Source organism: Nocardia sp. NPDC050697 (assembly GCF_040654395.1).
GTDB lineage: Bacteria > Actinomycetota > Actinomycetes > Mycobacteriales > Mycobacteriaceae > Nocardia.
On the sequence record NZ_JBFAHY010000002.1, the window covers coordinates 785,022 to 811,686 of the forward strand.

Sequence of the window (26,665 nt, forward strand, 5' to 3'; positions counted from 1 at the left end):
CCTAGTTCGCGCCGCGCGGGATAGGGGCGAATCCTCGCCGATGCGGCCGGTAACACATATCCGGGCACTTCCGCCCCGAGATGGACAGAATGGACCCATGCACACAGATCCCGGCACCACGGCGGTGCTCGTACCGGCTGGCGGGAAGTCCGCGCCGCCGGGACTCGGCAGCCTGATGGACGAGGAAGGCAAGAAGCGCGACCTGCGCCGGATGAAGGTCTTCGCGACCGGGCTGCTCGGGCTGGCCACCGTCATCTATCTGTTCTGCCGCTGGCTGGAGTCGCGCGGCCAGGGTGACCCGTGGGTCGGCTACGTGCGCGCCGCGTCCGAGGCGGGCATGGTCGGCGCGCTGGCCGACTGGTTCGCGGTGACCGCGCTCTTCCGGCACCCGCTCGGCCTGCCGATCCCGCACACCGCCATCATCCGGAAGAAGAAGGACCAGCTCGGCGCCAGCCTCGGCAACTTCGTCGGCACCAACTTCCTCGCGCCCGAGGTGGTGTCGGCCCGGCTCGCCTCGGCGCAGGTCTCGCTGCGGGCCGGGCGCTGGATGGCGCAGCCGGAGAATGCCGCGCGGGTCGCGCAGGAGAGCTCGACGCTGCTGCGCGCGGTGGTCGGGGCGCTGCGCGACGAGGATGTCGAGCAGATCATCGACAACACCATCGTCAAGCGGATCGCCGAGCCGCAGTGGGGCCCGCCGATCGGCCGGGTGCTCGCCGAGCTGCTCGCCGACAACCGCCAGCTGGCGCTGCTCGACCTGCTCGCCGAGCGCGCGCACCAGTGGGCGCTCGGCAGCCAGGAGACGATCGACCGGATCGTGAACCGGGACGCGCCGCAGTGGGCGCCGAAGTTCGTCAACGTCATGCTCTCCGAGCGCATCTACCGCGAGCTGGTCGAGTTCACCTGGAAGGTGCGCTCCGATCCGCAGCACGAGGTGCGGCTCGCGGCGAACAAGTTCCTGGAGGAGTTCGCGCACGACCTGCAGCACGACGAGGCCATGATCGCCAAGGCCGAGCGGATCAAGAGCCAGGTCATGGGGCGGGCCGAGATCACCGGCATGGCCGAGGCCACCTGGCGCGCGGCCAAGCGGCTGATCCTGGAGTCGGCCGACGACCCGAACAGCACGCTGCGCCGCAAGGTGGACGAGAACGTGCGCAGGCTGGGCGAGCGGCTGCGCGACGACGAGGGGATGCGCGGCCGGGTGGACGGCTGGATCGATCGCGGCGCGCGCTACCTGGTCGGCAACTACGCGGCGGAGATCTCCACCCTGGTCACCGATACCGTCGCGCGCTGGGACGCGGACGAGGCGAGCAAGAAGATCGAGGTGCAGGTCGGCCGGGACCTGCAGTTCATCCGGATCAACGGCACCGTGGTCGGCTCGCTGGCCGGGCTCGCCATCTACACCGTCTCGCATCTGATGTTCGGCGGCTAGCTAGCACTTTCGCTAGCAGGGTGCTTGCAAGAGCTAGCACTTTCCCCTAGACTCGTTCCCGTACAACCCACCGGAAGGTGAGTGATGGCAGAAGATCCCGAGGTGTCCGGAGCCGGCGAGAAAGCGGCACGCGTCGTGCATGCGGCGCAGGACATCGGAGGTTTCATCCGTTCGCAGCGGGAGGCCGCGCAGGTCTCGCTACGACAGCTCGCCGCTCTGGCGGGGGTGAGCAACCCGTACCTCAGCCAGATCGAGCGCGGGCTGCGCAACCCCTCCGCCGAGGTACTCGCCCAGATCGCGAAGGCGCTCCGGGTGTCCTCGGAGGTGTTGTACGTACGGGCCGGCTTTCTCGAGCAACGGCCACACAGTCCGATCCGGGACGCCCTGCTGGCCGACACCACGATCGGTGAGCGGCAGAAGCAGGTGCTCCTGGACATCTACGAGTCGTTCCGCCGGGAAAACGGCACGAACGGCTCGGGGACTGGCCGGGACGACGACGTTCCACGCACGAATACCGACGGCCTGATCGAACAGGCCCCGCGGAGCCAGGAGAGCGAAACACCATGACCGAGAAGAACGCCACCGTGACCAAGCCCCTTTTCGCCACCGTCGGCGCCGGTGACGCCGTCTACACCGCCGTGTTGGACGCGGTCGGCCAGGTGCGCGAGCGCGCCGTCGCCGCCGACGTGCAGACCCGGGTCGACGAGGCCCGCGAGCGGCTCACCAGGGCCGAGGTGCAGGCGCAGTTCGAGACGCTGCGCACGCGGCTCTCCGGGCTGCCGTCCGAGCTGCCGGAGGACCTGGCCGCGCTGCGCGAGAAGTTCACCCCGGAGGAGCTGCGCCGGATCGCCGAGCAGTACTACCGGCAGGCGCTGGACATCTACGCCGATCTCGCCTCGCGCGGCGAGGAGACCGTCGACCGGCTGCGCACGAACCAGGTCGTCGACGAGCGCATCCAGCGCGTCGAGACCATCTACAACGACACCGTGAAGAGCGCCGAGGGCGTCGTCGGCCGGGTCGGCGACCTGCTGGGCCGCCAGGCCAAGGCCGCCGAGGAGAAGGCGGCCGAGGTCGTCGACGCCGCGCCGGTGGTCGAGGCCGAGGTGGTCTCGGTGGCCACCGATGTCGCGCCGACCGAGGGGCAGGAGCCCAAGAAGGCTCCGGCCAAGAAGGCCCCGGCCAAGAAGGTCACCCCCGACGAGGTGTGATCCGCCGCCGTTCCGTGCGCCCCCGCGTCCTGCCTGGACGCGGGGGCGCACCCCTATCATGGGTGGCGTGAACACGGTGAACGGACTGACCGGGATCATCATGCTCGTGCTCTGGGCGCTCGCGTTCGGGGCCACGGCATTCGCGTTGATCCACGCCCTGCGCCAGCGTTCCGATGCCTTCACGGCGGTCGACAAGCTCACCAAGCCGATCTGGTCCGGGATCCTGGCGGTCGCGCTGCTGCTCCTGCTGCTCTCCTTCGGCGGCCTCGGGCTGCTCGCCTTCATCTCGATCATCGCCACCGGCATCTACCTGGCCGACGTCCGCCCGAAGGTGGACGAGGTGCAGCGCGGGCCGCGCTGGTAGCACCCGCGGGGGCTGGCTCCGCCGCTCCTTCGGAGTTACTGTAAGTAGCAGTAACACAAAGGAGTGTCCGATGCGTGCGAAGACGCCGCGCAGGATGGCCGGGTACCGGGCGGGGCTGCGGTCCCGCACCTACGCCACCGCCCTGCTGAACCGCCCCACCGCGCCGCGCCGCACGCTCGAGGTGCGGGCGGCGGACGGCACCCGGCTGCGGGTGTACGCCTACGGCCCGGAGAACGCGACCCCCGTGGTGCTGATCCACGGCTGGACCTGCGCCATCGAGTACTGGAACGCGCAGATCAACACCTTCGCCGGCGAGTACCGGGTGATCGCCTACGACCAGCGCGGCCACGGCGGCAGCGAGCTCGGGCGCGGCAAGCTCACCATGGACGTGCTCGCCGACGACCTGGTCGCGGTGCTGGACGCCGCGCTCGCGCCCGGTGAGCGCGCGGTGCTGGTCGGGCACAGCCTCGGCGGGATGACGGTGCAGGCCTGGGCCGCGCGCTACCCGGAGCGGGTGCGCGAGCGGGCGCGGGCCGTGCTGTTGACCAATACCGCCTCCGGGCAGCTGGTCGCCGAGACCACGGTGCTGCCCTGGTTCAACCGCACCGTGCGCTTCCTGCGCCGCAAGCTGGCGCTGCCGCTGGTGGTCGGCCGGTTCGGGCTCGGGCTGCCGATCCTCTTCCCGCCGGTCGCCCCGATCCGCTGGCTCTTCGCCCGCGGCATCATGCACCCGAGCTCCACCAGGGAGCTGCTCGACTACAGCATGGGCGTGGTGCGCTCCTGCCCGTCGCTGGTGCGGGCCAAGTTCGGGCTGCTGCTCGCCGAGATGGATCTGGGCGACGCGGCGCGGCACCTCTCGGTGCCGACCACGGTGCTGGCGGGGGAGTACGACCACCTGACCCCGCGGGTGCACGCCGACCGGATCGCCGAGCTGCTCCGCGAGTCCGGCAATCTGCGGCGCCACGTCGTGCTTCCCACCGGCCACCTCGGCAATGTGGAGGCGTACCCGGAGTTCAACGCGGAGCTGGCCCGGGTGCTGGCCGCCGCGGAGGACGAGCGGATCCGGGCCGCGGGGTAGCTCCTAGGAGAAGACCACGGTCCGGCGGCCGTGCACCAGCACCCGGCCCTCCAGGTGCCAGCGCAGCCCGCGGGCCAGCACCACGCGCTCGATATCGCGGCCCTGGCGCACCATGTCGCGCACCTCGTCGGCGTGGTCGATCCGGGTGACGTCCTGCTCGATGATCGGCCCGGCGTCCAGCTCCGCGGTGACGTAGTGGCAGGTCGCGCCGATCAGCTTCACCCCGCGGGCGAAGGCCTGGTGGTACGGCCGCGCGCCGACGAAGGACGGCAGGAAGCTGTGGTGGATATTGATCGCCCGCCCGGCCCAGTGCTGGCACAGGTGCGCGGGGAGCACCTGCATGAAGCGGGCGAGCACCACGGCGTGCGGGTCGTGGGCGTCGACCAGCTCGCGCACCCGGGCGAAGGCGGGGCCGCGCTCGGCCGGGTCCTTGGGGAACGGCACGTGGTGGAAGCGCACCCCGTGCGCCTCGGTGATCCCGGCGAGGTCGGGGTGGTTGCCGATCACCGCCTCGATGGTGGCGGGGAGTTCGCCGGTGGTGGCCCGGCCGAGCAGGTCGTGCAGGCAGTGCGCGTCCTTGCTCACCAGCAGCACCGCGCGGCGGCGCTCGCCGGTGTCGTGCAGCTGCCACTCGGTGCCGGGCCCGAAGTCGGCCGCCACCCCGGCGAAGCGGTCGCGCAGCTCACCGAGCTCGAAGGGGACGGTCGTCGCGGCGATGGCCTGCCGGGTGAAGAACCAGGCATTGTCCGGGTCGGAGTAGTAGCCGGCCTCCACGATGGAGCCGCCGAACTCGGCGATGAACGAGGTGATCCTGGCGATGATGCCGGGGCGGTCCGGGCAGCCGAGGGTCAGCACGAAGCGCCGGTCGTTCGGGGCGGAGGTCATCCGCCCATCCTCGCAAACCGGGGTCAGAGCTCGTAGAAGGCGTCCGCGTAGCGGAACTCCCCGGCGATCCGGTCCTCGAAGGCGGTGAGCGGGCGCACCTGCAGGTGCATCGCCCACTCCGGCCGGTCCGGGGCGATGCCGTACCGCGCGGCCGGGGCGAAGCCGAAGCGCGGGTAGTAGTCCAGGCTGCCGAGCAGCCCGACCAGCGGCTCGTCCAGGGCGTCGGCCGCGCCGAGCGCCGCGTGCACCAGCGCCGCGCCGATGCCGTCGCGCTGCCGCTCCCGCAGCACCCCGAGCGGGCCGAGCGCGAGCACCGGGAACGGGCCGACCGCCGCCCTGGTGAGGCAGGTGTGGCCGACGACGGCGCCGTACTCCTCGGCCACCAGCGAGAGCGTCGGGATCCAGGCGTCGCCGCCGCGCAGCGCGCCGACCAGCCCGACCTCGACCGGGTCGGGGGCGGCACCGGGGGCGGTGTTCGGGCCGGCGGGCACCGCGGCGCGTTCGGCGAACGCGCTCCGGTGCACGGCGGCGATGCCGCCGATATCGGCGGCGCGTTCGCGGCGGATCAGCACCCTTCGAGTCTCCCCTCGAGCCGTGGAGGCACGCAATGCAATTCGCCGCCCGTGTGCCAGACTTTCACCTCATGGCAGAACCCGCGTGGCCGAGCCGGGCCGAAGTCGCCGCCGTCATCGACCACACGCTGCTCGCCCCCGAGGCCACGGCCGCCCGGGTCGCCGCGCTGGTCGCCGAGGCGCGCGAGCTCGGGGTGCTGGCGATCTGCGTCTCCCCGGCCATGCTGCCGGTGCGGGCACCCGGGCTGGTGGTGGCGACGGTCGCGGGGTTCCCCTCCGGCAAGCACCACTCGCTGGTCAAGGGGGCCGAGGCGCGGCTGGCGGTGGAGCAGGGCGCGGACGAGGTGGACATGGTGATCGATGTCGGCGCCGCCGTCGCGGGCGACTACGCGGCGGTGCTCGCCGATATCGTCACGGTGCGCGAGGCGGTCGGCGAGCGGACGGTGCTCAAGGTCATCATCGAGTCCGCCGCGCTCACCGACGCGGCCATCGTCGAGGTCTGCCTGGCCGCCGAGCGGGCCGGCGCGAACTTCGTCAAGACCTCCACCGGCTTCCACCCGGCGGGCGGGGTGAGCGTGGCCGCGGTGCGGCTGATGGCCGAGACCGTCGGCGGGCGGCTCGGGGTCAAGGCGAGCGGGGGTATCCGCACGGCGACGGCCGCGGCGGAGTTGCTCGCCGCGGGCGCCACCCGGCTCGGGCTCTCCGCCTCCCGCGCGGTGCTGGAGGGCTTCCCGGCCTGAGCTCAGCAGCGGACCTCCTGGTTGCCGTTCTGGTTGTTCGTGGTCAGGTCGAAGTGGCCGCCGGTGAGGTGCACGTCGATGCCGCTGTCGGTGACGGCGATCCGATCCGCGCGCATGCCGACCGGGAACGCCTGCAGGCTCTGCGTGAACAGGTCGACGATGCCCTGCACCAGGTCGGTGGGGAGCCCGATGCCGAGGAACTGGGCGCCGGTGGTGTCGACCACCACCCGGTCGCTCCGCACCTGCGGGCGCACCTCGAGCTGGGCCAGCCCGCCGAGCACCTCCATGGTGACGGTGCCGCTGCCCGCCGAGGACTTCACCCCGCTCACCATGCCGGTGAGGGTCTGCGCGATGCCCTCGTTGCTCCAGGTGACGTCGGCGGAGGAGGCGCCGACGCTGCCGCCGCCGTCGTCGTTCAGCACGACGTCGGAGAATCTGGCGTGCACGACCATGCCCTCGGCCGGGCCGAAGCGGTTGTCGTTGCTGTCCACCGTCACCTCCGGCACCTTGCCGTCGAGGTAGGTGAGCAGCAGGGGTTTCGGGCCGAAGGAGACGTCGATGGTGGAGCCCATCTCCCGCTCGAACTGGGAGCTGATGCATTGCGAGACCTGGTGCCTGGCGTAGGCCTCGGTGCCGACGAGGGCGGTGCCGAGCAGTAGAACGACCACGACGAGGGCGATCACCAGCGGACGCCGCCGGTCGGTGCGCCGGGCGAGGGACGGTGCTGTGCTCATGCCGCTCGATTCTTCCGCACGATTCTGAGCCGGTTCTGTGGGCATGGTGAAGGCTCGGCCAAGCCTGGCCCGCGTGGATGGAAGCGGGCGAAATGTGACATGAGGCACAGCCTTACGGCGTAATCTCGGATCATGGCGGGCAACGATGCGAGCCGCCGCTTGCACGGCTGGGCGGAACTGCGGGAACTGGCGGCGCGGCACGCCGGGTTCTTCACGGCGCGGCAGGTGATGCGCGCCGGCTGCGAGGCGCGGGTGCGCGCCGGGCTGGCGGACGGCTCGATAGCGCGGGCCGCGATGGGGATGCTGCGGATCGCCGGGTCGCCGGTCGGGCCGCTCGACGAGTACGCCATGTGGGCGGCGTGGTTCGACGACGAGGTGGCGGTCTCCCACCAGAGCGCCGCCGACCTGCACGGGCTCGGGCGGCTGCGGCCGCGCTTCCTGCACCTCTCGGTGCCGGCCGGGCGGCCGCCGGTGACGCCGCGGGTCGTCGTGCTGCGCCGGGCGCTCGCCGGGGACGAGGTGGAGTCGGCCGGGCCGTTCCTGGTGACGACGCCGGTGCGCACCGTGCTCGACCTCGCCGAGGGCGATATCGCGCAGGCGGCGCTGGACGAGGTGGTGGCGGATGCCGTCGCCATCGGCCGGTGCGCGGCGGTGGAGATCAGGGCCGCGGGCACCGGGCTCGCCCCGCGCGCCGCCGCGCGCCTGCACCGGGCGCTGGCCGCGGTCTAGGTTCCGCCTCGGCCGTCGATGCCGGCTCGCGGGGTCCGCCTCGGCCGGGTCCACGTCCACTCGCCGGGAGCGCGTGGACCTGTTCGCGCGTCGTGCCGGGGGCGCGGGCGTCGCCGGTCGCAGCGCGTGCTCAGGATGCCGGCGGGGCATCAGCCGGCGCGACGTATCCCCACGGGACGGTCAGCACGCAGTCGCGCATGCGGCGGCGAAAGATCCGCAGCGGGACACCCTGCGCGGCAAGCGCTTCGGCCGCGACCCGCCAGCGGAACCGCGGCCCGAAGGGGGCGACCGGCGCGGCCTGCGCCCAGGCCCGGTCGGCGGCCGTGAGCAGCGCGTGGATCGACTCGCCGGGCACATTGCGGTGGATGAGCGCCTTGGGCAGCCGCTCCGCGATATCGGAGGGCCGCTCGACGGTGAACGGATCCCAGGCCAGGGTGAGCGTGCGCGGCCCGGCGCGGTCGAGCAGGATCCAGGCGCAGCGCCTCCCCAGCTCGTCGCAGGTGCCGTCGACCAGCAGCCCGTCCGGCGCCAGCTTCCCGAGCACGGTGCCCCAGGCCGCGGGCACCTCGGACTCCGGGTACTGCCGCAGCACATTGAAGGCGCGCACCAGGACCGGCCGCAGCCCGGCCAGCTCGAATCCGCCGCGCGCGAATTCCACCCCGTCGCGGCCGGGCACCACCCGCTCCGGATCGATCTCCAGCCCGGTCACCCGGACGTCGGGGCGCACCGCGCGCAACCGGGCGGCGAGCTCCAGCGTGGTCCAGGGCTGCGCGCCGTAGCCGAGATCGACCACCAGCGGGTCGGCGGCCGCCAGTAGCCGGGCGCGGACCAGCGGGTCGGCCACCAGCTGCCGGTCGCTGCGGCGCAGCCGGTTCACCCCGGTGGTGCCGCGGGTGACGGTGCCGACCGGCCGCCGGTTCAGCGCGCCGGGGTGCCCGCTTCCAGCCACTTCAGCGTCTCTTCGGCCTCACCGCGGAACAGGTCGACCAGGTTCACCAGGATCAGCTGCTCCAGCCGCGGCCCGACCATGGGGATGAAGACCTTGGCCTCGGAGGAGAAGCGGATGGTGCTGCCGGTCTCGGTCGGGAAGAGCCGGATGGTGCCGTTCAGGCTGCCCGGCCCGGCCGGGATGGAGGCGGTGTACTTGCCGTGCACCTCGTCCTCGCGGAACGGGCCCCAGCTCTCCTTGCGGGTGATCACCATGTCCTTGCGGATCACCGTCTGCGCCATCTCGGGCAGCATCTCGCGCGGGATGATGTGCTCCAGCACGACCTCGATGCCGGTCTCCGCCGCGTCCACGCTGACCACGTGGTTCGGCGAGTACTTCCGCATCTCCTCGACCCTGGCCTCCCAGTAGTCGCGGGTCGACAGCGCCGCGTACAGCTCCTTGGTGGTGTGCAGCGGGTAGCGAGCGGAGTAGTCGAGTCGGCGAGCCATGAGCCGACACGTTACCGGTGCCCGCCCGGCGCACGGCACACGGCGGGCGATGTGGGGAACGCCCACAATCCGCCCGCCCGCGGCGTGGTGCCGCGCCCCAGCCGCCGTGCTCGGCGTGACCGCCGCGCGATCTGCGGATTCATCGTCCTTCGGCGAGGTCAGTGCTGGGTGATCCAGGTATCGGTGAACTCCGCCTCGTTGCCGAGCAGCTCGGTGAGCCGCTCCGCGATGGCCGCCTCGATCTTCCCGCCGAAGAGCGGGACCTTCACCTCGATGGTGCCGGTGATGGTCGCCACCGAGCCGGAGCCCTCCGCGGCCAGCGCGATACTGCCGCGCACCTCGGCGGGCGCGCCCTCGACCTTCGCGGTGAAGGTGCCGGTGTCGCCGGTCCACTCCTCGATCCGCGGGATGATCAGATCGCCGGGCCGCACCGCGGTGATGGCGGCGGGAAGCAGCTCCGCGGCGATCGCCTGCACCAGCTCCGCGTGCACCCGGTCGCCCTCGATGGTGACCCGATCCAGCCTGGCGTTCGGCCCGCCGACCTCGGCGACCCGGTCCTTCCAGTACTGCTCGTCGGCGATCGCCGCGCGCACGGCCGCGGCCGGATGGGAGTAGCGGGCGGTGTACGCCAGGGGGGTCGCCATGGTCGGACACGCTACCGTCTCCAGCGTGCGATCTACTCGGGTGGTCACCTCGGACGAGGTGCGCGAACTGCTGGCCGATTCCGGTGCCGAAGTGCGCCCCGACGTGCCGCTGGCCGGGCTGACGACGCTCCGCGTCGGTGGCCCCGCGACCGTGGCCGAATGTGCCGATGAGGCGGCCCTGGTCCGTACCGTCGGCGCGCTCGACGCGGCAGGCATCCCGGTGCTGCTGCTGGCGGGCGGCTCGAATCTGCTCATCGCCGACGCGGGCTTCCCCGGCGTCGTGGTGCGGATCGCGAATGCCGGGGTGGAGCTGACCGCCGACTCGGTGCTCGCCGAGGCGGGCGCGGTCTGGGACGACGTGGTGGCGCGCACCGTCGCGGCCGGGTTCGGCGGGCTGGAGTGCCTCTCCGGAATCCCCGGCTCGGCGGGCGCGACCCCGGTGCAGAACGTCGGCGCGTACGGCGTCGAGGTGGCCGGGCTGCTGCGCCGGGTCCGGCTGCTCGACCGGGCGAGCGGCGCGGTGCGCTGGGCCGCGCCCGCCGAACTCGGCTTCGGCTACCGGACCAGCCTGCTCAAGCACTCGGATGCCGCCGTGGTGCTCGCCGTGGAGTTCGCGCTCGACCCCACCGGCGCCAGCGCGCCGCTGCGCTACCGGGAGCTGGCCGCGACCTTCGGCGCCGAGGAGGGCGAGACCAGGCCCGCCGCCGAGGTCCGCGACGCGGTGCTGCGGCTGCGCGCGAGCAAGGGCATGGTGCTGAACCCGGCCGACCACGACACCTGGAGCGCCGGCTCCTTCTTCACCAACCCGGTGGTGCCGGAGCCCGAGGTGGAGCGGGTGCGGGCGGCCATCGCGGCCCGGGTCGGCGAGGTGCCGGTGCCGGTCTACCCGGCGCCGGACGGGGTCAAGTTCTCCGCGGGCTGGCTCATCGAGCGGGCCGGGTTCGGCAAGGGCTTCCCCGGCGCCGGCGCCCCCGCCCGGCTCTCCACCAAGCACACGCTGGCGCTCACCAACCGCGGCGCCGCCACCGCCGCCGACCTGGTGACGCTGGCGCAGACCGTGCGCGACGGGGTCGCCGAGCGGTTCGGCGTCCGGCTGCACCCCGAGCCGGTGACGGTCGGGCTCACCGTGTGACGTCGATCGCACCGGCGGTAGCGCGCGGCCACGCGTAGATTCGAGGAAGTGCGCATACGCCAGGCTTCCCGAAGGTCAGCGGCCGTGTTCGCGGCCATCCTGTTCTCCGTGCTCGCGCTGTTGCTCGCGGGCTGCGGCTCCGGCGGCTCCGGGTCGGAGCCGGAGGCCGCCGAGCCGGTCGCCGAGGTCACGCTCGACCCCGGCGCCGGCGCCACCGGCGTCAGCCCGACCGCCGGGGCCTCGGTGGCGGTGCGGAACGGCACCATCGACCAGGTGGCGCTGAGCAATGCCGCGGGCAAGCAGGTCACCGGGGAGCTCAGCGCGGACCGGCGCGAGTACACCGTCACCGAGCCGCTCGGCTACGACGCCACCTACACCTGGAGCGGCACCGCCATCGGCACCGACGGCAAGCCGGTGCCGATCGCGGGCGGGTTCAGCACGCTGGCGCCGACCGGGACCACCCCGGCCACGCTGAATATCGGCGACGGCCAGGAGGTCGGGATCGCGGCGCCGATCATCCTCAAGTTCACCGGCCCGGTACCGGACAAGGCGGCGGCGGAGAAGGCGCTCACCGTCACCACCGACCCGCCCACCGAGGGCTCATGGGCCTGGCTGCCGGACGACGGCGGCGCCCGCGCGCACTGGCGGCCCAAGGGCTACTGGCAGCCGGGCACGCGGGTGCACGTCGACGCCAAGCTCTACGGGGTGGCGCTGGGCGGCGGCGCGTACGGCGACAGCGACCTGACCACCGATTTCAGCATCGGCCGCAGCCAGATCGTGCAGGCCGACGCCACCACGCACCGGATCCGGGTGGTGCGCGACGGCGGCACCGTCTTCGACTTCGCCGCCAGCTACGGCGAGGGCAACGAGGCGCGCAATGTCACCCGCTCCGGCATCCACGTGGTCACCGAGAAGTACGAGGACTTCATGATGTCCAACCCGCCGTTCTACGAGAACGTGCGCGAGCGCTGGGCGGTCCGGATCTCGAACAACGGCGAGTTCATCCACGCCAACCCGGAGTCGCTGGCGGCACAGGGCTCGGCCAATGTCACCAACGGGTGCATCAACCTGTCCCCGGCGGACGCCGCCGCCTACTTCCCGACCGCCCGCTACGGCGACCCGGTCGAGGTCACCAACACCTCGATCGCGCTCTCCGCGGCCGACGGCGACATCTACGACTGGGCCATCGACTGGCCCACCTGGTCCTCGATGTCCGCGCTGAGCGGTTAGCGGCGCGGCGGCTCCGGGTCGGCGCCGCCCTTGTCGGCGGCGGCGTCCGCCTCCACCTCGGCCTCGACCCGGCGGTGGTCGGCCTCGTGCCGCGCCACCTCGGCATCGCGCTCGGCGAGCAGGTCGCGGATCTCGATGAGCAGCTCGGTCTCGGTCGGCTCGGCCGCCTTCTTGGTGCCGAACCGGTTGGTGAGGTGCCGCATCGGCATGATCAGCACGAAGTAGAGCACCGCCGCGACGATCGCGAAGTTCAGGATCGCGCTGATGATCGGGCCGATCTCCACGAAGGTGGCCGGCTTGCTGGAGACCAGCCGGAACCCGAGCCCGAGCTCGTCGGTGCCGCCGAAGACCGCGAGCAGCGGGCTGATCAGCCCGTTCGAGACCGAGGTGACGACCGCGGTGAAGGCGGTGCCCATGACCACCGCGACCGCGAGATCGATGACGTTGCCCCGCAACAGGAAATCGCGGAAACCCTTGAACACGACCGGATCACTCCCACCAACTCGACTGCGGAACCGGTCCGATGCTAACGGGTGGCACCCCGGCCCGCGCGGCTCAGGAGCGGCGGGCGAACCGGCTCGGCGGGGCCTGGTCGCGCGGCGCCACGGTGATCTGGTCCAGGTTCACGTGCGGCGGCCGGGAGGCGACGAAGCCGACGATCTCCGCGATGTCCTGCGCCACCAGCGGGTCGATCCCCTCGTAGACCTTGGCCGCCTTCTCGGCGTCGCCGTCGAAGCGGACCAGCGAGAACTCGGTCTCCACCGCGCCGGGCGCGATCTCGGTGAGCCGCACCGGCTTGCCCAGCAGCTCGCCGCGCAGGGTGCGGTGCAGCACCGCCTGGGCGTGCTTGGCCGAGGTGTAGCCGGAGCCGTTGTCGTAGGCGTGGAAGGCGGCGACCGAGGTGATGGTGACGATCAGCCCGTCGCCGGAGTCGATGAGCTTGGGGAGCAGCGCCTTGGTGACGCGCAGCGTGCCGAGCACGTTCGTCTCCCACATCCAGCGCCAGTCGTCCAGGTCGGCCTCGGTGACCGGGGCCAGCCCCTTGGCGCCGCCCGCGTTGTTCACCAGGACCGAGGCGGCGGGGATGGCGTCGGTGAAGGCGGCCACCGACTCGTCCGAGGTGACGTCGAGCTCCAGCGCGGTGCCGCCGATCTCCTCGGCCAGCGCGCGCAGCCGGTCCAGCCGCCGGGCGCCCACGTAGACGTGGTAGCCCTGGGCGGCGAGCCGGCGCGCGGTGGCCTCCCCGATCCCCGAGCTGGCTCCGGTGACGACGGCGTTCAGGCTGCTCATGATCTCGATCGTAGGCGGACCGCGGTCCGGGCTAGCCTCGGGTCATGGGCATACGGGAAGTGATCAGCGCCGACGGCACCGGCATCGTGTACCGGTCCAGCGGCCCCGACGGCGCGCGGCCGCTGGTGCTGCTGCACGGCTGGTCGGCGGATCTGCGCTGCTGGGGCGGGGCGGCCGACGATCTGGCGCGGCGCTTCCGAGTACTCGCGGTCGATTCGCGCGGCCACGGCTACTCCGGCGCGCCCGCGACCGGCTACGACGACCCGGCCACCTGGGCCGCCGATATCGCCGCGGTGCTCGCCGACGCCGGAATCGAGCGCGGCGCGGTGCTGCTCGGCTGGTCCTACGGCGGCATCGTGCTCACCGACTACCTGGCCGCGCACGGCACCGGCGCGGTGGCGGGCGCGATCTACACCGGATCCATGGCGAATATCGGCCGGGATGTGCCCGGCGCCGAGCCGGGCCCGGCGCTGGCCGCCGCCATGCCCGGCGTCTTCGAGGAGAGCCCGGGCCGGGCGCTGCGTGCCTTCGGCGCCTTCGGCGACGCGAACACCGGGCCGAGCCGGGAGCGCGGGGTGGACGCGCAGCGGCTCTTCGGCGCCAGCCTGGCCACCCCGCCCGCGGTGCGCAAGGCGCTCTTCTACCGGACCGTGGACAACACCGCCGTGCTGCGCGCGCTGGATATCCCGGTGCTGGTGCTGCACGGCACCGACGATCCGGTGGTGCCGGTGGCCAATGGCCGGTACATCGCGGAGACCGCGCCGCGAGCGCGCGCGTCGTACTGGGAGGGCGCCAAGCACGGGCTCTTCCTGGAGGATCGCGCCCGCTGGGTGGCCGAGGTGACGGAGTTCGCCGACTCCCTGTGACCGCTCTCACCAACGCCGGTGACGGTGGTGGCGGGTATCGGTCACCGGTGCACTATGGAGATGTGAGTCATTGTCCGCGTCGCATCGCCGTGCTGTCGGTCCACACGTCGCCGCTGGCCCAGCCCGGTACCGGCGATGCGGGCGGGATGAACGTCTACGTACTGCAGACGGCGCGGGAGCTGGCCCGGCGCGGGGTCGAGGTGGAGATCTTCACCCGCGCGACGTCGTCGAATCTGCCCGCGGTCGAGGAGGCCGCGCCCGGCGTGCTGGTCCGCAATGTGGTCGCCGGCCCGTTCGAGGGGCTGGACAAGCACGATCTGCCCACCCAGCTGTGCCCGTTCACCGCCGAGGTGCTGCGCCAGGAGGCGCGGCAGCCGCCCGGCTACTACGACCTGGTGCACTCGCACTACTGGCTCTCCGGGCAGGTCGGCTGGCTGGCCAGGGACCGCTGGCGGGTGCCGCTGGTGCACACCGCGCACACCCTGGCCGCGGTGAAGAACGCCGCGCTCGCCGAGGGCGACACCCCCGAGCCGGCCAGCCGGGAGATCGGCGAGAAGCAGGTCATCGCCGAGGCCGACCGGATGATCGCCAATACCGTCGAGGAGGCGCGGCAGCTCATCGAGCTGTACGGCGCCTCGCCGGACCGGGTCGACGTGGTGCCGCCCGGCGCCGACCTCACCCGCTACCACCCGGGTGACCGGGCCGCCGCCCGGCGCGAGCTCGGGCTGCCGCAGGACCAGCGGATCGTCGCCTTCATCGGCCGGATCCAGCCGCTCAAGGCGCCGGACGTGCTGGTCCGCGCCGCCGCCGAGCTGCTCCGCCGCGACCCGGCGCGCAAGCTCCGGGTGCTTATCGTGGGCGGGCCGTCCGGCACCGGGCTGCAGCGCCCGGACGCGCTGATCGAGCTGGCCGCGGCGCTCGGCATCGGCGACCGGGTGATCTTCCTGCCGCCGCAGCCGCCGGAGCGGCTGGTGCAGGTGTACCGGGCCGCCGACCTGGTCGCCGTGCCCAGCCACAACGAGTCCTTCGGCCTGGTCGCCATCGAGGCGCAGGCCAGCGGCACCCCGGTGCTCGCCGCCGACGTCGGCGGGCTGAGCACCGCGGTGCGGCACGGCGAGACCGGGCTGCTCGTCCCCGGCCACCGCACCCCGGACTGGGCCGACGCACTCGGCGCGCTGCTCGACGACGAGCCGGGGCTGCGCGCCATGGGCGCCGCCGCGGTCACGCACGCCGCCGGATTCTCCTGGGAGCACACCGCCGACGGGCTGCTGACCTGCTACGACGCCGCGCTCGACGAGTTCGGCGGGCGGCGCCGCTCCGGCCCGCGGCTGCGGCCGGAGCTCAGGGCCGCTGATTCCGTCGCCCCGGCGCGGGTAAGCGCCGAGGAGGCAGCAAGGCCCGAGCCCGTCTTCGGCGAGCCGGGGCAGGCGAGGACGCGGGCGCTCTGGCGGCGCCGGATGGGAGTACGCCGATGACCGGCACGGCCCAGCTCATCGAGGAGACCCTGCGCGAGCGGGAGATCGAGTACACCCGCCCCGGCGACGGCACCTTCGTGGTGGTGCTGCCCGGCGAGCGCAAGCTCAAGACCAATGTCATGCTCACCGTCGGCACGCACGGGCTGCGGGTGGAGAGCTTCGTCTGCCGCAAGCCGGACGAGAACTTCGAGGGCGTCTACAAGTTCCTGCTGCGCCGCAACCGCAGGCTCTACGCCGTGGCGTACACGCTGGACAAGGTCGGCGACATCTACCTCGTCGGCCGGATCTCCGCGCACGCCGTCACCGCGGACGAGCTGGATCGCCTCTTCGGCCAGATCCTGGAGGCGGTGGACCAGGACTTCAACACCCTGCTCGAGCTGGGCTTCGCCGAGTCCATCCGCAAGGAGTGGCGGTGGCGGGTCTCGCGCGGCGAGTCGCTGCAGAACCTGCGCGCCTTCGAGCACCTGGTGGATTCCGCCGACAGGGGCTGAGCGCTCCGGGGACAATCGCCCGGTGAGGCAGTCTTTTCCGCGGTGCCCGCGATGACGCGGATCGCGCTCGACATCGGTGCCACCAAGTTCGCGGCCGCCCGCGTCGGCCCGGCGACCGAGGCCGCGCCCTTCGGGCTCGGGCCGGAGCACCGCGCGGACGTCCCGGCGAGCGGGGTCTGGGAGGTCTGCCGCGACCTCCTGCTCGACGTCGCCGGCGGCGCCGAGATCGAGACGGTGGGGATCGGCGCCGCGGGGCCGGTCGACGTCACCGCGGGCGTCACCGGCCCGCTCAATATCCCGGAGTGGCGCGCGGGCTTCCCGATCGTGGCGCGGGTGCGCGAGCTCTTCCCCGGCGCCACCGTGCGCTTCGCCATCGACGGCGCCTGCCTGGCCCTGGCCGAACAGCGCGCGGGCGCGCTGCGCGGGGTCGGGGAGGCGCTCGCCATGACCGTCTCCTCCGGGATCGGCGGCGGCATCCTGGCCGGGGGCCGGGTCCTCGTCGGCCGCACCGGGAACGCCGGGCACGTCGGGCACATCGTGGTCCCCGGCGAGGAGGTGCCGTGCGCCTGCGGCGGCTTCGGCTGCGTGGAGGCGGTGGCGAGCGGGCTGTCGTCGGTGCGCTGGGCCAGGTCGCGGGGGTGGCGCGGCAGCAGCGGCGCCGAGCTGGCGGCCGCCGCGGCGGCGGGCAACTCCACCGCGCAGGCCGCGCTGGAGCGCGCGGGCACCGCGCTGGGCCGGGCCGTCTCCTCGGCCGCCGCCACCCTCGATATCGACCTGGTGGTGATCGGCGGCGGCTTCGCGGAGTCCGGCGAGCCGCTCTGGAAACCGCTGCGCGCCGCCGTCACCAGGCACGCCAGGCTCGGCTTCCTGCGGCCGCTGCGGGTGCTGCGCTCGGAGATCACCGCGGGCGCCACCCTCGCGGGCGCGGCGGTGCTCGCCGCCGGGCCGGGAGCGGACGCCGGTGACGTGCCAGAATGGCCCGCATGACGTACACCCTCGTGCTGCTGCGCCACGGCGAGAGCGAATGGAACGCCCTGAACCTGTTCACCGGCTGGGTGGACGTGCACCTCACCGACAAGGGTGTCGCCGAGGGCAAGCGGGCGGGCCGGCTGCTCGCCGAGCACGGGATCCTGCCCGACGTCGTCTACACCTCGCTGCTGCGCCGCGCGATCAGCACCGCCAACATCGCGCTGGACGCCGCCGACCGGCACTGGATCCCGGTGGTCAGGGACTGGCGGCTCAACGAGCGGCACTACGGCGACCTGCAGGGCAAGAACAAGGCCCAGGTCCGCGACCAGTACGGCGAGGACCAGTTCATGCTCTGGCGGCGCAGCTACGACACCCCGCCGCCGCCGATCGACGCGGCCAACGAGTACAGCCAGGAGGGCGACCCGCGCTACACCGGCATCGACGTGCCGAAGACCGAGTGCCTGCTCGACGTGGTGAAGCGCTTCCTGCCGTACTGGGAGTCCACCATCGCGCCGGAGCTGGTCGCCGGGAAGACCGTGCTGGTCGCCGCGCACGGCAACTCGCTGCGCGCGCTGGTCAAGCACCTGGACGGGATCTCCGACGACGATATCGCCGGGCTGAACATCCCCACCGGCATCCCGCTCCGCTACGAGCTGGACGAGAACCTGAAGCCGGTGCGCCCCGCCGAGTACCTCGACCCGGAGGCCGCCGCCGCCGGCGCCGCCGCGGTCGCGAACCAGGGCGGCAAGTAGCCCTGACATAACTCGAGGCCCGGTTCCCCAAGGGGGAGCCGGGCTTCGCCCTTTTCGGCCGAGCTCGCCCGCGCTCTTCTTACCGCTGAGTAAGTGTGCGAAGATGCCCTCGATGAGAGGTGGATCACAGCCGATGCGAAACGTGTTCCGGGTTCCGGTGGCGGCGCTGGCCGCCGCGCTCTTCCTTCCGTTCCTCGGCGCGGGGGCGTCCGCGGCGCCGCTGCCGACCGGCCCGGACGGCGGCGCCGCCGGCGCGGCCTGGCAGGCCACCCAGGACGGGCCGCAGCAGTACCCGAATGTGAACATCACCTGGGACGTGCCGATCACCATGAGCGACGGCACCGTGCTCAGGGCCAACCTCTACCGCCCGGCCGACGCCGCGGGGATCCCGGCCCCGGTGGCGACACCGACCGTCATCAATATGACGCCCTACACCAAGCTGGTCTCGAACCTGGCCGACCACGCGGGCAGCATCCCCGGGCTCTCGGACGCCGTGCTCCAGCTGCTGCGCGACTTCGACATGAGCGGCACCCCGCTCTCCGGGCTGACCGATCTGACCAAGGCGTTCGGCGGCGGCGAGCTGCGCAACTTCGCGGTGGACCGGAACCTCGTGCGCAGCGGCTACTCGCAGCTCGTCGTCGACGTCCGCGGCACCGGCTTCTCGCAGGGCGAGTGGGACATGCTGCGCGACCGCGAGCAGCGGGACACCGTCGAGGTGATCGACTGGGCGGCCGGGCAGCCGTGGTCCAACGGCCGGATCGGGATGACCGGGCTCTCCTACTCCGGCATCAACCAGCTGCAGGCCGCGGAGAAGGCGCCGCCCGCGCTGCAGGCGCTCTTCCCGGTGGTGCCCGGCAGCGACCTGCTCGCCGACGTGCTCGCCCCCGGCGGCGGCTTCGGCTTCGCCTTCATCCCGCTGTGGCTGGTGCTGATCAACGGGACCAAGTGGATCCCGAACGTCGAGTCGATCGTCACCGGGAACTTCGACCAGCAGTGGCTGGCCGACCGGATCGCCTCGCCCTTCACCTACCTGGACGTCTTCCTCGACGCCTACGCCAAGACCAGGGTGGAGGATCTGGACCCGCGGGTGCGCAACCTGCTCACCGACAACAGCTCGGACCGGAAGGCGTGGCTCGGCGATCCCTCGAAGATCACCATCCCGACCTTCGTCACCGGCGGCTGGCACGACCTGTTCACCTACTCGGAGTCGCAGATCTACAACCAGATGTCGGCCCCGCCGGGGCAGAAGCAGCTGCTCATGGGCGACACGTACCACCTGAACTCGGGCAACGAGTACAGCAAGCCGGGGCTGCCGCCGCGGCTCGACGTGCTGCAGCGCGCCTGGTTCGACCGCTGGCTCAAGGACATCGACAACGGCATCGACCGGTACGGCCCGGTCACGCTGCGGCAGCAGGGCGGCGGCTGGATCACCCAGGACGGCTTCGGTGACTCCGCCCCGCCGGAGCAGGCCGCCGAGCACCGCCGGATGTACCTCTCCGGCGCGCCGAGCGGCACCGCGCAGAGCGTCTACGACGGCTCGCTGCTCCCGGGTGCGGACGGCAGCACGCAGCGGCTCACCGTCGCGCCCGGGCTCACCGGGCTCTGCTCCAACGATGCCGCGCAGGCCACCGCGGGCGTGCTCGCGGTGATCAACGGCTGCGCCGCCGACTCGCGCATCCAGGAGACCAACGCGCTGACCTTCACCAGCCCGCCGGTCACCGCTGTGACCAGGCTCTCCGGCCCGGTCGCGGTCCGGCTGAACACCGTGCAGGACGCGGTGGACGGCAACTGGGTGGTCACCGTGAACGACGTCGCCCCGGACGGCCGCTCCGCGGTGCTCTCCTCCGGCCAGCTCATGGCCTCGCTGCGGGCGATCGACGAGAGCCGCAGCAGCCGCTCGGCCAATGGCGACTACACCGACCCGCGCCCGCTGGCCTCGCTGGAGAACCGGCTGCCGACCGTACCCGGCGAGCCGACCACCCTGGATATCGCGCTGCCCGCCACCGAGGCGGTGTTGCAGCCGGGGCACCGGCTGCGGGTCGACGTCTACGCGGGCAACTTCCCCAAGGGTTTGCCGATCCTGCCCATGCTGGTCGACACCGGGCTGCTGCCGCAGCACGTGCAGCTCGATCCGACACGCCCGAGCTTCCTGAACGTTCCGCTGCAGGGTGAACCCGGCTGGGGATAGCCAACATTGCGTTAACACCCGGCCAACACGGCTGGAAGTGGCTGTGACCTGCGGGAAACTTCGTGTACCGGCCATTGGCTGAACCGTCGGCGACCGTACGATTCTCGGTGTGAGCGTTCCCCAGGCCGTCCTGCTGGCTGTCCTCGCGGCCGTCGTCGGGCTGGCGGTCGGCGGGCTGGTCATTCCCTACGTGAACGCCAGGCAGGCCGAGAAGCGGCAGGCCGAGGCGGGGCTCACCACCTCCCAGGTGCTCGACCTCATCGTGCTCGCCTCGGAGAGCGGAATCGCGGTGGTGGACGAGTACCGCGATGTCGTCCTGGTGAATCCCCGCGCCGAGGAACTCGGGCTGGTCCGCAATCGGTTGCTGGACGAACGCGCCTGGGCCGCCGTGGAGAAGGTCCTGGAGAACACCGAGCCCGCCGAGTTCGACCTCACCGCCAAGAACCCGCTGCCCGGCCGCAGCCGGATCGCCGTGCGCGGCGTCGCCCGGCCGCTCTCCCGGGAGAACAACTTCACCGTCCTCTTCGCCGACGACGACTCCGAGCAGGCCCGGATGGAGGCCACCCGGCGCGACTTCGTCGCCAATGTGAGCCACGAGCTCAAGACCCCGGTCGGCGCCATGAGCCTGCTCGCCGAGGCGCTGCTGGAGTCGGTCGACGACCCCGAGGCCGTCCGGCACTTCGGCAGGCGGGTGCTGGCCGAATCGAGCAGGCTGGGCAAGATGGTCACCGAGCTGATCGCGCTCTCCCGGCTGCAGGGGGCCGAGAAGCTGCCGGAGCTGGAGGTGGTCGATGTGGACACCGTGGTGAGCGCCGCGGTCGACCGCTCACGCACCGCCGCCGAGGCGGCCGGGATCACCGTCAGCACCGACCGGCCCAGCGGGCTCGAGGTCCTCGGCGACGAGACGCTGCTGGTCACCGCGCTCTCCAACCTGGTGGAGAACGCCATCGCCTACTCGCCGACCGGCTCGCACGTCTCGGTGAGCCGCTCGCTGCGCGGCGACCACGTGGCCATGGCCGTCACCGACCGCGGCATCGGCATCGCCAAGGAAGATCAGGAGCGCGTCTTCGAGCGGTTCTTCCGCTCGGACAAGGCGCGCTCCCGGGCCACCGGCGGCACCGGGCTCGGGCTGGCCATCGTCAAGCACGTCGCCGCCAACCACAACGGCGAGATCACCCTGTGGAGCAAGCTGGGGACCGGTTCCACGTTCACCCTGCGGATACCCGCCCACCTCGAGGCGGAGGCCGACCAGCGTCCGGTACCACCCGGGACGGGCAAGAAGGAAACGAGCCCGCGCCCCGCGCCGGGTCGAGTCAATGGTGTGGAGGCACGTCGATGACCAGTGTGTTGATCGTGGAGGACGAGGAGTCGCTGGCCGACCCGCTCGCGTTCCTGCTGCGCAAGGAGGGCTTCGAGGTCACCGTCGTCGGCGACGGCCCCTCCGCGCTCGCCGAGTTCGACCGGGCGGGCGCCGACATCGTGCTCCTCGACCTCATGCTCCCCGGCATGAGCGGCACCGACGTCTGCAAGCAGCTGCGCACCCGCAGCGGGGTCCCGGTCATCATGGTGACCGCGCGGGACAGCGAGATCGACAAGGTCGTCGGCCTCGAGCTCGGCGCCGACGACTACGTCACCAAGCCCTACTCCGCCCGCGAGCTCATCGCCCGCATCCGCGCGGTCCTCCGCCGCGGCGCCGGTGACGATCTCGACGGCGGCACCGAGAGCGGCGTCCTCGAGGCCGGGCCCGTCCGCATGGACGTCGACCGCCACACCGTCCTCGTGAACGGCAAACCCGTGACCCTCCCCCTCAAGGAGTTCGACCTCCTCGAGTACCTCCTCCGCAATTCGGGCCGGGTGCTCACCCGCGGTCAGCTCATCGACCGGGTCTGGGGTGCGGATTACGTCGGCGACACCAAGACGCTGGATGTGCACGTGAAGCGGTTGCGGTCGAAGATCGAGTCCGACCCGGCCAAGCCGGAGCACCTCGTCACGGTGCGCGGCCTGGGCTACAAGCTCGAAGCCTGACCCCACGAAACCGGGCGCCCGCACAACCGCGGACGCCCGGTGGGACACATGCGAAGGGGCGAGTCCTACGAGCCCCGTTCGCGGCCGGCTCGCGTTCGAGCACTCGAAGCGCACGCGCCGCAGGCGCAAGTCTCGAGTGCTCGAACGCGAGCCTTCGGGGCCGCGAACACGCGCGCCGAAGGCGCGCCGAACATTACGGAATGTAGACCCAGGCCGGGCCGAGGCCCGGCAGGTCGAGCTTCTGCAGGGTGATCCAGCCGAGGTCGTCCTCCTGCAGGCATTCGTAGAGGGGGACGGTGGTTCCGTTGCCCTTGCAGGCGATGGTGTGCGAGGTCCCGTAGGGGCTGACGACGATATTCTTGCCGTCCTGGGCAGCGCGCGCCGCCGCGGCGGGGTTGGTGCCGTTGACGAAGGTGTGGGTGTAGTCGCCGAACTTGGCGGGGTCGACATCGTCGGCGGACGCGGGGGCGGCGAGCGCCAGGCAGGCACCCGCTCCGATGGCCGCGGCCGCGACGGCCTTGCTGAAGCGAGCCTTTGTGAACTGGGTGTTTCCGAACATGGAGAACTAGTGAACCCTATCCAGGTGAAGTTCGCATGTCCTGGCGGTGACGCCTACTCCACGGGCTTCGGCAAACGCTCGGCATGCGTGGTCGCCGGGTGCACGGCGATCAGCCCGAGGCCCTCGCGGCGGCGGCAGTGGCGGGCGAGTTCGGCGTAGGCCTCGGCGCCGAGCAACTCGGTGAGCTCCGGGCCGTAGGACTGCCAGACGGGGCGCGCGCCGGTGTGCGCGTCGGGGGAGCCGGTGCAGTACCAGTCCAGGTCGAGCCCGCCGGGGCCCCAGCCGCGGCGGTCGTACTCGGTGACCACCGTGCGCAGGATCTGCTCGCCGTCGGGGCGGTCGACCCACTCCTGGGTGCGCCGGATGGGCAACTGCCAGCACACATCCGGTTTGACCTCGAGCGGCTCGATGCCGCGGCGCAGCGCCATGGTGTGCAGCGCGCAGCCGACGCCGCCGGCGAACCCGGGGCGATTCAGGAAGATGCAGGCGCCCTCGTGGCGCCTGGTGCGCAGTGCTGGCTCGTCGTCCAGCTCGTCCTGCTCCAGGTACCGCTTCCTGCTGACCTTGCCGCTCTCGTCCATAGCCTCCGGCATGAGCTGCCAGTCCTGCGGGGTGAGCAGCTTCACGGCGCGCTGCAGCCGCTTGCGATCGTCGTCGTCGGCGAGGAAGGCGCCGTGCGAGCAGCAACCGTCGTCCGGGCGGTCGCCGAGTATGCCCTGGCAGGCCGGCGTGCCGAAGACGCAGGTCCAGCGGGAAAGCAGCCAGGTGAGATCGGCCACTATGAGATGCTCGTCGTTAGCGGGGTCCGGGAACTCGATCCATTCGCGCGGGAAGTCCAGCTCGACCTCGGGCGCGGGATCCAGTTTCCGCCCTGGTGGGAGCGGGGCCGGGTCACTCGCGGATGCGCCTGCCGTCACGATGCCAGACGCTAACAGCTTCGCCGGGGCGCTCGCAGGCCGGACGGTACCGGTACCCTATTCGGAGTGCGGCTCGGAGTACTCGACGTCGGAAGCAACACCGTCCACCTGCTCGTGGTGGACGCGCATCGTGGTGGGCACCCCATGCCGATGAGCTCCACGAAGGCGGCGCTGCGGCTCTCCGAGAACATGGACGACAACGGCTGCATCACCGAGGCGGGCGCCCGCAGGCTGATCGACACCGTCGGCGAATTCGCCAGCATCGCGGAGACCTCGCGCTGCGTGATGCTCATGCCCTTCGCCACCTCGGCGCTGCGCGAGGCGGGGAACTCGGAGGAGGTGCTCGGCCGGGTGCGCGCCGAGACCGGGGTGAACCTGCAGGTGCTCACCGGCGTCGACGAGGCCAGGCTGACCTTCCTCGCGGTGCGCCGCTGGTACGGCTGGAGCGCGGGCCGGATCATCAACCTTGACATCGGCGGCGGCTCGCTGGAGATGTCAACCGGCTGCGACGAGGCGCCGGACGCCGCGCTCTCGCTGCAGCTCGGCGCGGGCAGGCTGACCAGGGACTGGCTGCACGAGGATCCGCCGGGTAAGCGCCGGATCGCGGTGCTCCGCGACTGGCTGGACGCCGAACTCGTCGCGCCCGCAAAGCAACTGCTCGAACCCGGCAAACCGGACCTCTCGGTGGGCACCTCGAAGACCTTCCGCTCGCTCGCGCGATTGACCGGAGCGGCACCGTCCGGCGCGGGGCCCCGGGTGCGCCGTACACTCACGAGTTCGGGCCTGCGTCAGCTGATCGCGTTCATCTCCCGGATGACGGCGGCGGACCGGGCGGAATTGGAAGGCGTGAGTTCGGACCGGTCCCAGCAACTGGTGGCCGGCGCGCTGGTCGCGGAGGCGAGTATGCGAGCACTGTCGCTGGATACGCTCGAGATCTGCCCCTGGGCGCTGCGCGAAGGTCTGATCCTGCGCAAACTGGATACTGACATGAATGGCGGACAGGTCGACGCACTGCTGTCCGGAGGCGAGGTCGTCGAGGCCGCGCGCTCCGGCTCCGCGGCGTCGGCGGGTCCGATCGAAACGGTGCCGTCATGAGTGAGGACCCCAAACAGCTTTCGGTCGCCGAACTGCTGGCCCGCAACGGCCAGGGCGGTTCGTCGGGATCGTCGGGTGGCAGGCGCAGGCGCGCCGGCCGCGGGATCTCGGTGGCCGACCTGACCGGTGATCAGCCCGCGGTGACGCCGGGCGGTTCGTCGCACGCGGCGCCGGAGGCGGAGCCGGAGCCGCCGGAGCCGCCCGCGGGCGGTGGCTTCGATCTCGCGGCGTACGGGCTGACCCCGTACGGCCAGGACGCCGGAACCCCGTCCCCGCCCGCCCGTTCCGCCTACGGGCCGCCGGAATCCGCCGCGCCCGCCTACCCGCCGCCCGGCCCGGCCTCGGACCTGCCGAGCTACTCGCCGGTCTCCGGCCCCATCGCCTACTACGACCCGCTCGCCGGCGCGCCCGCCGCGCCGGAGCCGGGGCGGCGGCGCCGGGTCAGGGACGAGGACGAGCGGCCGTCGTTCCCCATGCCGGAGACCGGATCCGGGCGGCGCAGGCGCCGCAGGGCGGACGAGGACGAGCCGGCGGAGACCGGTGCCCCCCCGCCGAGCGGGATCGGGATCGACACCTCGGAGAGCCCGCGGCTGAGCCGGGCGGAGCGCAGGCGCGCCGCCGAGGCGGCGGAAGCGGTTCAGGCCGAACAGGAGTCGGAGTCGGCGCGCGTCGAGGAGGCGCTGGCCGCGGAGGCGGCGCGGGCCGAAACCGCGCGGGCGGCCGAGGAGGCGGTGCGCGCGGCGCGGGAGAACGCGCGCGGCGGTGCCCGCGGCGGCGAGCAGGCGCCGCATGCCGGGCGGCCGACCGAGGTCACCCGGATCACCCCGTTCGCCGGTGGGCGCCGCGATGCCCCGCGCCCCGAATTCGGCGGTGGGCAGGCGGATTCCGACGGTGGCGCCTTCGGGCCCCGCACGGATTTCGGCGGCGCCGAGAATCGCAACGGCGCGCCCCCGAACGAGCGCCCCTTCGGCGCCCCCGGTCGCCTCGGCGCTCCCGACCCCGGCCGCAATGGTGCCAACGGTCTCGGTGGTGCACCCGAGCCGGGCCGCAACGGTTTCGGTGCCGCCCCCGACCCGGGCCGCAATGGCTTCGGCGGCGACCCCGGACGCAGTGGCGCGAACGGCTTCGGTGGCGCTCCCGACCCTGGTCGAGACGGCCCCAACGCTTTCGGCGGTCCACCTGACTCCGGCCGCAATGGCGCCAAGGGTTTCGCCGGCGCTCCGGATCCCGGCCGCGAGGGTTTCGGCGGCCCACCCGAACCCGGTCGCAACGGTTTCGGCGGGCCACCCGAACCCGGCCGCAATGGCGCCAAGGGTTTCGGCGGTCCCCCCGGCCCGAACGGCGCCCCCGACCGCTTCGGCGCCCCCTTCCCCGGCCCGAACGGCCCCGACCTCGGCGCGGCCCCCGGCCGCAACGGCGCCCCCGCCTTCAACGGCCCCCCCGGCCCGGAGGCCAACGGCCCCTACGGCCCCAAACCCCCCGACGACGAGGCGCCGTCGACCGCCGCCTGGTCCCTGCGCGACGAGCCCGAGTCCGGCCCGGTCCCGCGCACCCCGCCGCCGGCCGGCGGCCTCCCCGCCTGGTCCGCCCGCAGGCGCCAGCCCGCACCGCCCGCCCCCGAGGCCGACGGCCCGCCGCAGCCCGCCTGGCCACCGCCGCAGGAGCAGCCGCTGATCTCCGGCCAGACCGTCGCGGGCGACCTGCTCCGCAAGGGCGAGCAGGACCGGCGCGACTTCGACGACGAGTACGACGACGACTACGACCCCGAATTCGAGAACGACCGCTTCGAGACGGGGGAGTACGACGAGTACGAGTCCGGCGAGTACCGCCCGGACTACGACGACGAGTACGAATCC

General features: G+C 72.6%; 28 protein-coding genes. 18 read left to right on the forward strand and 10 right to left on the reverse strand.

Features of this window, described 5'->3' with window-relative positions:
• Window positions 1-175 precede the first annotated feature (175 nt).
• The 5 genes from AB0H71_RS11310 to AB0H71_RS11330 all read left to right on the forward strand — a co-directional run bounded on the left by AB0H71_RS11310 (window position 176) and on the right by AB0H71_RS11330 (window position 4,079).
• Window positions 176-1,429, forward strand: a complete 1,254-nt coding sequence (locus AB0H71_RS11310) for a DUF445 family protein (RefSeq protein WP_357018510.1) — start codon at window positions 176-178, stop codon at window positions 1,427-1,429.
• Window positions 1,430-1,513: 84 nt separating this feature from the next.
• Complete coding sequence (locus tag AB0H71_RS11315) at window positions 1,514-1,996, forward strand: helix-turn-helix transcriptional regulator (protein ID WP_357018106.1); 483 nt, start codon at window positions 1,514-1,516, stop codon at window positions 1,994-1,996.
• Entirely contained in the window at window positions 1,993-2,637 is a 645-nt protein-coding gene (locus tag AB0H71_RS11320; protein WP_357018108.1) for a heparin-binding hemagglutinin, read from the forward strand. The genes AB0H71_RS11315 and AB0H71_RS11320 overlap by 4 nt, the downstream gene beginning before the upstream one ends.
• A gap of 58 nt (window positions 2,638-2,695) precedes the next feature.
• Window positions 2,696-3,001 carry a DUF2516 family protein gene (locus tag AB0H71_RS11325; RefSeq protein WP_067653804.1) on the forward strand — a complete coding sequence of 102 codons (306 nt, stop codon included), beginning with the start codon at window positions 2,696-2,698 and terminating at the stop codon, window positions 2,999-3,001.
• Window positions 3,002-3,071: 70 nt separating this feature from the next.
• Entirely contained in the window at window positions 3,072-4,079 is a 1,008-nt protein-coding gene (locus AB0H71_RS11330) for an alpha/beta hydrolase (RefSeq protein WP_357018111.1), read from the forward strand.
• Between the two features lie 3 nt (window positions 4,080-4,082).
• Here AB0H71_RS11330 and purU read toward each other — a convergent pair whose 3' ends face one another.
• Window positions 4,083-4,964, reverse strand: a complete 882-nt coding sequence (purU, locus tag AB0H71_RS11335) for a formyltetrahydrofolate deformylase (RefSeq protein ID WP_357018114.1) — start codon at window positions 4,962-4,964, stop codon at window positions 4,083-4,085.
• Window positions 4,965-4,987: 23 nt separating this feature from the next.
• Window positions 4,988-5,536: an N-acetyltransferase gene (locus AB0H71_RS11340; protein ID WP_357018116.1), complete on the reverse strand. Its 549-nt coding sequence runs from the start codon at window positions 5,534-5,536 to the stop codon at window positions 4,988-4,990.
• Window positions 5,537-5,607: 71 nt separating this feature from the next.
• Here AB0H71_RS11340 and deoC point away from each other — a divergent pair, with 71 nt between their 5' ends.
• Window positions 5,608-6,276 (forward strand): deoxyribose-phosphate aldolase, encoded by a 669-nt coding sequence (gene deoC / locus AB0H71_RS11345; RefSeq protein WP_357018119.1) that lies wholly within the window; start codon window positions 5,608-5,610, stop codon window positions 6,274-6,276.
• A gap of 2 nt (window positions 6,277-6,278) precedes the next feature.
• Here the strand turns inward: deoC and AB0H71_RS11350 are convergent, their stop codons facing one another.
• Window positions 6,279-7,010, reverse strand: coding sequence for a DUF2993 domain-containing protein (locus tag AB0H71_RS11350; protein WP_357018121.1), 732 nt, complete (start codon window positions 7,008-7,010; stop codon window positions 6,279-6,281).
• Window positions 7,011-7,142: 132 nt separating this feature from the next.
• Between AB0H71_RS11350 and AB0H71_RS11355 the strand changes: the two genes are divergently transcribed.
• A complete protein-coding gene (locus AB0H71_RS11355; RefSeq protein WP_357018124.1) occupies window positions 7,143-7,739 on the forward strand; it encodes a type IV toxin-antitoxin system AbiEi family antitoxin domain-containing protein in 597 nt (198 codons plus the stop codon).
• 130 nt (window positions 7,740-7,869) lie between these two features.
• Here the strand turns inward: AB0H71_RS11355 and AB0H71_RS11360 are convergent, their stop codons facing one another.
• The 3 genes from AB0H71_RS11360 to AB0H71_RS11370 form a co-directional block, all read right to left on the reverse strand.
• Window positions 7,870-8,688 (reverse strand): class I SAM-dependent methyltransferase, encoded by an 819-nt coding sequence (locus AB0H71_RS11360; RefSeq protein WP_357018126.1) that lies wholly within the window; start codon window positions 8,686-8,688, stop codon window positions 7,870-7,872.
• Window positions 8,658-9,176 (reverse strand): DUF2505 domain-containing protein, encoded by a 519-nt coding sequence (locus tag AB0H71_RS11365; protein ID WP_357018129.1) that lies wholly within the window; start codon window positions 9,174-9,176, stop codon window positions 8,658-8,660. Before AB0H71_RS11365 ends, AB0H71_RS11360 begins: the two co-directional genes overlap by 31 nt.
• A gap of 158 nt (window positions 9,177-9,334) precedes the next feature.
• The gene (locus AB0H71_RS11370) at window positions 9,335-9,820 is read right to left on the reverse strand and encodes a DUF2505 domain-containing protein (RefSeq protein ID WP_357018131.1); all 486 of its coding nucleotides are present in this window, start codon (window positions 9,818-9,820) and stop codon (window positions 9,335-9,337) included.
• 40 nt (window positions 9,821-9,860) lie between these two features.
• On the opposite strand from AB0H71_RS11370, the gene AB0H71_RS11375 reads away from it, so the two are divergent.
• Window positions 9,861-10,952, forward strand: coding sequence for a UDP-N-acetylmuramate dehydrogenase (locus tag AB0H71_RS11375; protein WP_357018512.1), 1,092 nt, complete (start codon window positions 9,861-9,863; stop codon window positions 10,950-10,952).
• 84 nt (window positions 10,953-11,036) lie between these two features.
• Entirely contained in the window at window positions 11,037-12,182 is a 1,146-nt protein-coding gene (locus AB0H71_RS11380; protein ID WP_357018134.1) for an Ig-like domain-containing protein, read from the forward strand.
• Here the strand turns inward: AB0H71_RS11380 and mscL are convergent.
• Window positions 12,179-12,664 carry a large conductance mechanosensitive channel protein MscL gene (mscL, locus tag AB0H71_RS11385; protein WP_357018137.1) on the reverse strand — a complete coding sequence of 162 codons (486 nt, stop codon included), beginning with the start codon at window positions 12,662-12,664 and terminating at the stop codon, window positions 12,179-12,181. The two genes, AB0H71_RS11380 and mscL, sit on opposite strands and share 4 nt — an antisense overlap.
• 73 nt (window positions 12,665-12,737) lie before the next feature.
• Complete coding sequence (locus tag AB0H71_RS11390; protein ID WP_357018139.1) at window positions 12,738-13,472, reverse strand: SDR family oxidoreductase; 735 nt, start codon at window positions 13,470-13,472, stop codon at window positions 12,738-12,740.
• A gap of 44 nt (window positions 13,473-13,516) precedes the next feature.
• On the opposite strand from AB0H71_RS11390, the gene AB0H71_RS11395 reads away from it, so the two are divergent.
• From AB0H71_RS11395 to AB0H71_RS11430, 8 genes are all read left to right on the forward strand, one after another.
• Window positions 13,517-14,338 carry an alpha/beta hydrolase gene (locus tag AB0H71_RS11395; protein ID WP_357018142.1) on the forward strand — a complete coding sequence of 274 codons (822 nt, stop codon included), beginning with the start codon at window positions 13,517-13,519 and terminating at the stop codon, window positions 14,336-14,338.
• Window positions 14,339-14,385: 47 nt separating this feature from the next.
• Window positions 14,386-15,813: a D-inositol-3-phosphate glycosyltransferase gene (gene mshA, locus AB0H71_RS11400; protein ID WP_357018515.1), complete on the forward strand. Its 1,428-nt coding sequence runs from the start codon at window positions 14,386-14,388 to the stop codon at window positions 15,811-15,813.
• Window positions 15,810-16,304, forward strand: a complete 495-nt coding sequence (locus tag AB0H71_RS11405) for a YbjN domain-containing protein (protein ID WP_357018145.1) — start codon at window positions 15,810-15,812, stop codon at window positions 16,302-16,304. The genes mshA and AB0H71_RS11405 overlap by 4 nt, the downstream gene beginning before the upstream one ends.
• A 51-nt stretch (window positions 16,305-16,355) precedes the next feature.
• Entirely contained in the window at window positions 16,356-17,291 is a 936-nt protein-coding gene (locus tag AB0H71_RS11410) for an ROK family protein (RefSeq protein ID WP_357018148.1), read from the forward strand.
• Window positions 17,288-18,025, forward strand: coding sequence for a phosphoglyceromutase (locus AB0H71_RS11415; protein WP_357018150.1), 738 nt, complete (start codon window positions 17,288-17,290; stop codon window positions 18,023-18,025). The genes AB0H71_RS11410 and AB0H71_RS11415 overlap by 4 nt, the downstream gene beginning before the upstream one ends.
• A 133-nt stretch (window positions 18,026-18,158) precedes the next feature.
• Window positions 18,159-20,213, forward strand: coding sequence for a CocE/NonD family hydrolase (locus AB0H71_RS11420; protein ID WP_357018153.1), 2,055 nt, complete (start codon window positions 18,159-18,161; stop codon window positions 20,211-20,213).
• A 109-nt stretch (window positions 20,214-20,322) separates the two neighbouring features.
• Window positions 20,323-21,552 (forward strand): ATP-binding protein, encoded by a 1,230-nt coding sequence (locus tag AB0H71_RS11425; RefSeq protein ID WP_357018156.1) that lies wholly within the window; start codon window positions 20,323-20,325, stop codon window positions 21,550-21,552.
• Window positions 21,549-22,238 (forward strand): response regulator transcription factor, encoded by a 690-nt coding sequence (locus AB0H71_RS11430; protein WP_233020729.1) that lies wholly within the window; start codon window positions 21,549-21,551, stop codon window positions 22,236-22,238. The genes AB0H71_RS11425 and AB0H71_RS11430 overlap by 4 nt, the downstream gene beginning before the upstream one ends.
• A 193-nt stretch (window positions 22,239-22,431) precedes the next feature.
• On the opposite strand, the gene AB0H71_RS11435 is transcribed toward AB0H71_RS11430, so the two are convergent.
• Both AB0H71_RS11435 and AB0H71_RS11440 read right to left on the reverse strand, forming a co-directional pair.
• Entirely contained in the window at window positions 22,432-22,797 is a 366-nt protein-coding gene (locus tag AB0H71_RS11435; RefSeq protein WP_357018158.1) for a hypothetical protein, read from the reverse strand.
• Between the two features lie 53 nt (window positions 22,798-22,850).
• Window positions 22,851-23,660, reverse strand: a complete 810-nt coding sequence (locus tag AB0H71_RS11440) for a hypothetical protein (protein ID WP_357018518.1) — start codon at window positions 23,658-23,660, stop codon at window positions 22,851-22,853.
• Window positions 23,661-23,780: 120 nt separating this feature from the next.
• On the opposite strand from AB0H71_RS11440, the gene AB0H71_RS11445 reads away from it, so the two are divergent.
• The gene (locus AB0H71_RS11445) at window positions 23,781-24,809 is read left to right on the forward strand and encodes a Ppx/GppA phosphatase family protein (RefSeq protein WP_357018161.1); all 1,029 of its coding nucleotides are present in this window, start codon (window positions 23,781-23,783) and stop codon (window positions 24,807-24,809) included.
• Window positions 24,810-26,665: the final 1,856 nt, after the last annotated feature.

Bases quoted from the DNA above. Each gene is read 5' to 3' on its own strand.
- AB0H71_RS11310 (WP_357018510.1), top strand. From the start codon at position 176: ATGGACGAGGAAGGCAAGAAGCGCGACCTGCGCCGGATGAAGGTCTTC.
- AB0H71_RS11315 (WP_357018106.1), top strand. From the start codon at position 1,514: ATGGCAGAAGATCCCGAGGTGTCCGGAGCCGGCGAGAAAGCGGCACGC.
- AB0H71_RS11320 (WP_357018108.1), top strand. From the start codon at position 1,993: ATGACCGAGAAGAACGCCACCGTGACCAAGCCCCTTTTCGCCACCGTC.
- AB0H71_RS11325 (WP_067653804.1), top strand. From the start codon at position 2,696: ATGGGTGGCGTGAACACGGTGAACGGACTGACCGGGATCATCATGCTC.
- AB0H71_RS11330 (WP_357018111.1), top strand. From the start codon at position 3,072: ATGCGTGCGAAGACGCCGCGCAGGATGGCCGGGTACCGGGCGGGGCTG.
- purU (WP_357018114.1), bottom strand. From the start codon at position 4,964: ATGACCTCCGCCCCGAACGACCGGCGCTTCGTGCTGACCCTCGGCTGC.
- deoC (WP_357018119.1), top strand. From the start codon at position 5,608: ATGGCAGAACCCGCGTGGCCGAGCCGGGCCGAAGTCGCCGCCGTCATC.
- AB0H71_RS11350 (WP_357018121.1), bottom strand. From the start codon at position 7,010: ATGAGCACAGCACCGTCCCTCGCCCGGCGCACCGACCGGCGGCGTCCG.
- AB0H71_RS11355 (WP_357018124.1), top strand. From the start codon at position 7,143: ATGGCGGGCAACGATGCGAGCCGCCGCTTGCACGGCTGGGCGGAACTG.
- AB0H71_RS11365 (WP_357018129.1), bottom strand. From the start codon at position 9,176: ATGGCTCGCCGACTCGACTACTCCGCTCGCTACCCGCTGCACACCACC.
- AB0H71_RS11370 (WP_357018131.1), bottom strand. From the start codon at position 9,820: ATGGCGACCCCCCTGGCGTACACCGCCCGCTACTCCCATCCGGCCGCG.
- AB0H71_RS11390 (WP_357018139.1), bottom strand. From the start codon at position 13,472: ATGAGCAGCCTGAACGCCGTCGTCACCGGAGCCAGCTCGGGGATCGGG.
- AB0H71_RS11395 (WP_357018142.1), top strand. From the start codon at position 13,517: ATGGGCATACGGGAAGTGATCAGCGCCGACGGCACCGGCATCGTGTAC.
- AB0H71_RS11405 (WP_357018145.1), top strand. From the start codon at position 15,810: ATGACCGGCACGGCCCAGCTCATCGAGGAGACCCTGCGCGAGCGGGAG.
- AB0H71_RS11410 (WP_357018148.1), top strand. From the start codon at position 16,356: ATGACGCGGATCGCGCTCGACATCGGTGCCACCAAGTTCGCGGCCGCC.
- AB0H71_RS11415 (WP_357018150.1), top strand. From the start codon at position 17,288: ATGACGTACACCCTCGTGCTGCTGCGCCACGGCGAGAGCGAATGGAAC.
- AB0H71_RS11420 (WP_357018153.1), top strand. From the start codon at position 18,159: ATGCGAAACGTGTTCCGGGTTCCGGTGGCGGCGCTGGCCGCCGCGCTC.
- AB0H71_RS11430 (WP_233020729.1), top strand. From the start codon at position 21,549: ATGACCAGTGTGTTGATCGTGGAGGACGAGGAGTCGCTGGCCGACCCG.
- AB0H71_RS11435 (WP_357018158.1), bottom strand. From the start codon at position 22,797: ATGTTCGGAAACACCCAGTTCACAAAGGCTCGCTTCAGCAAGGCCGTC.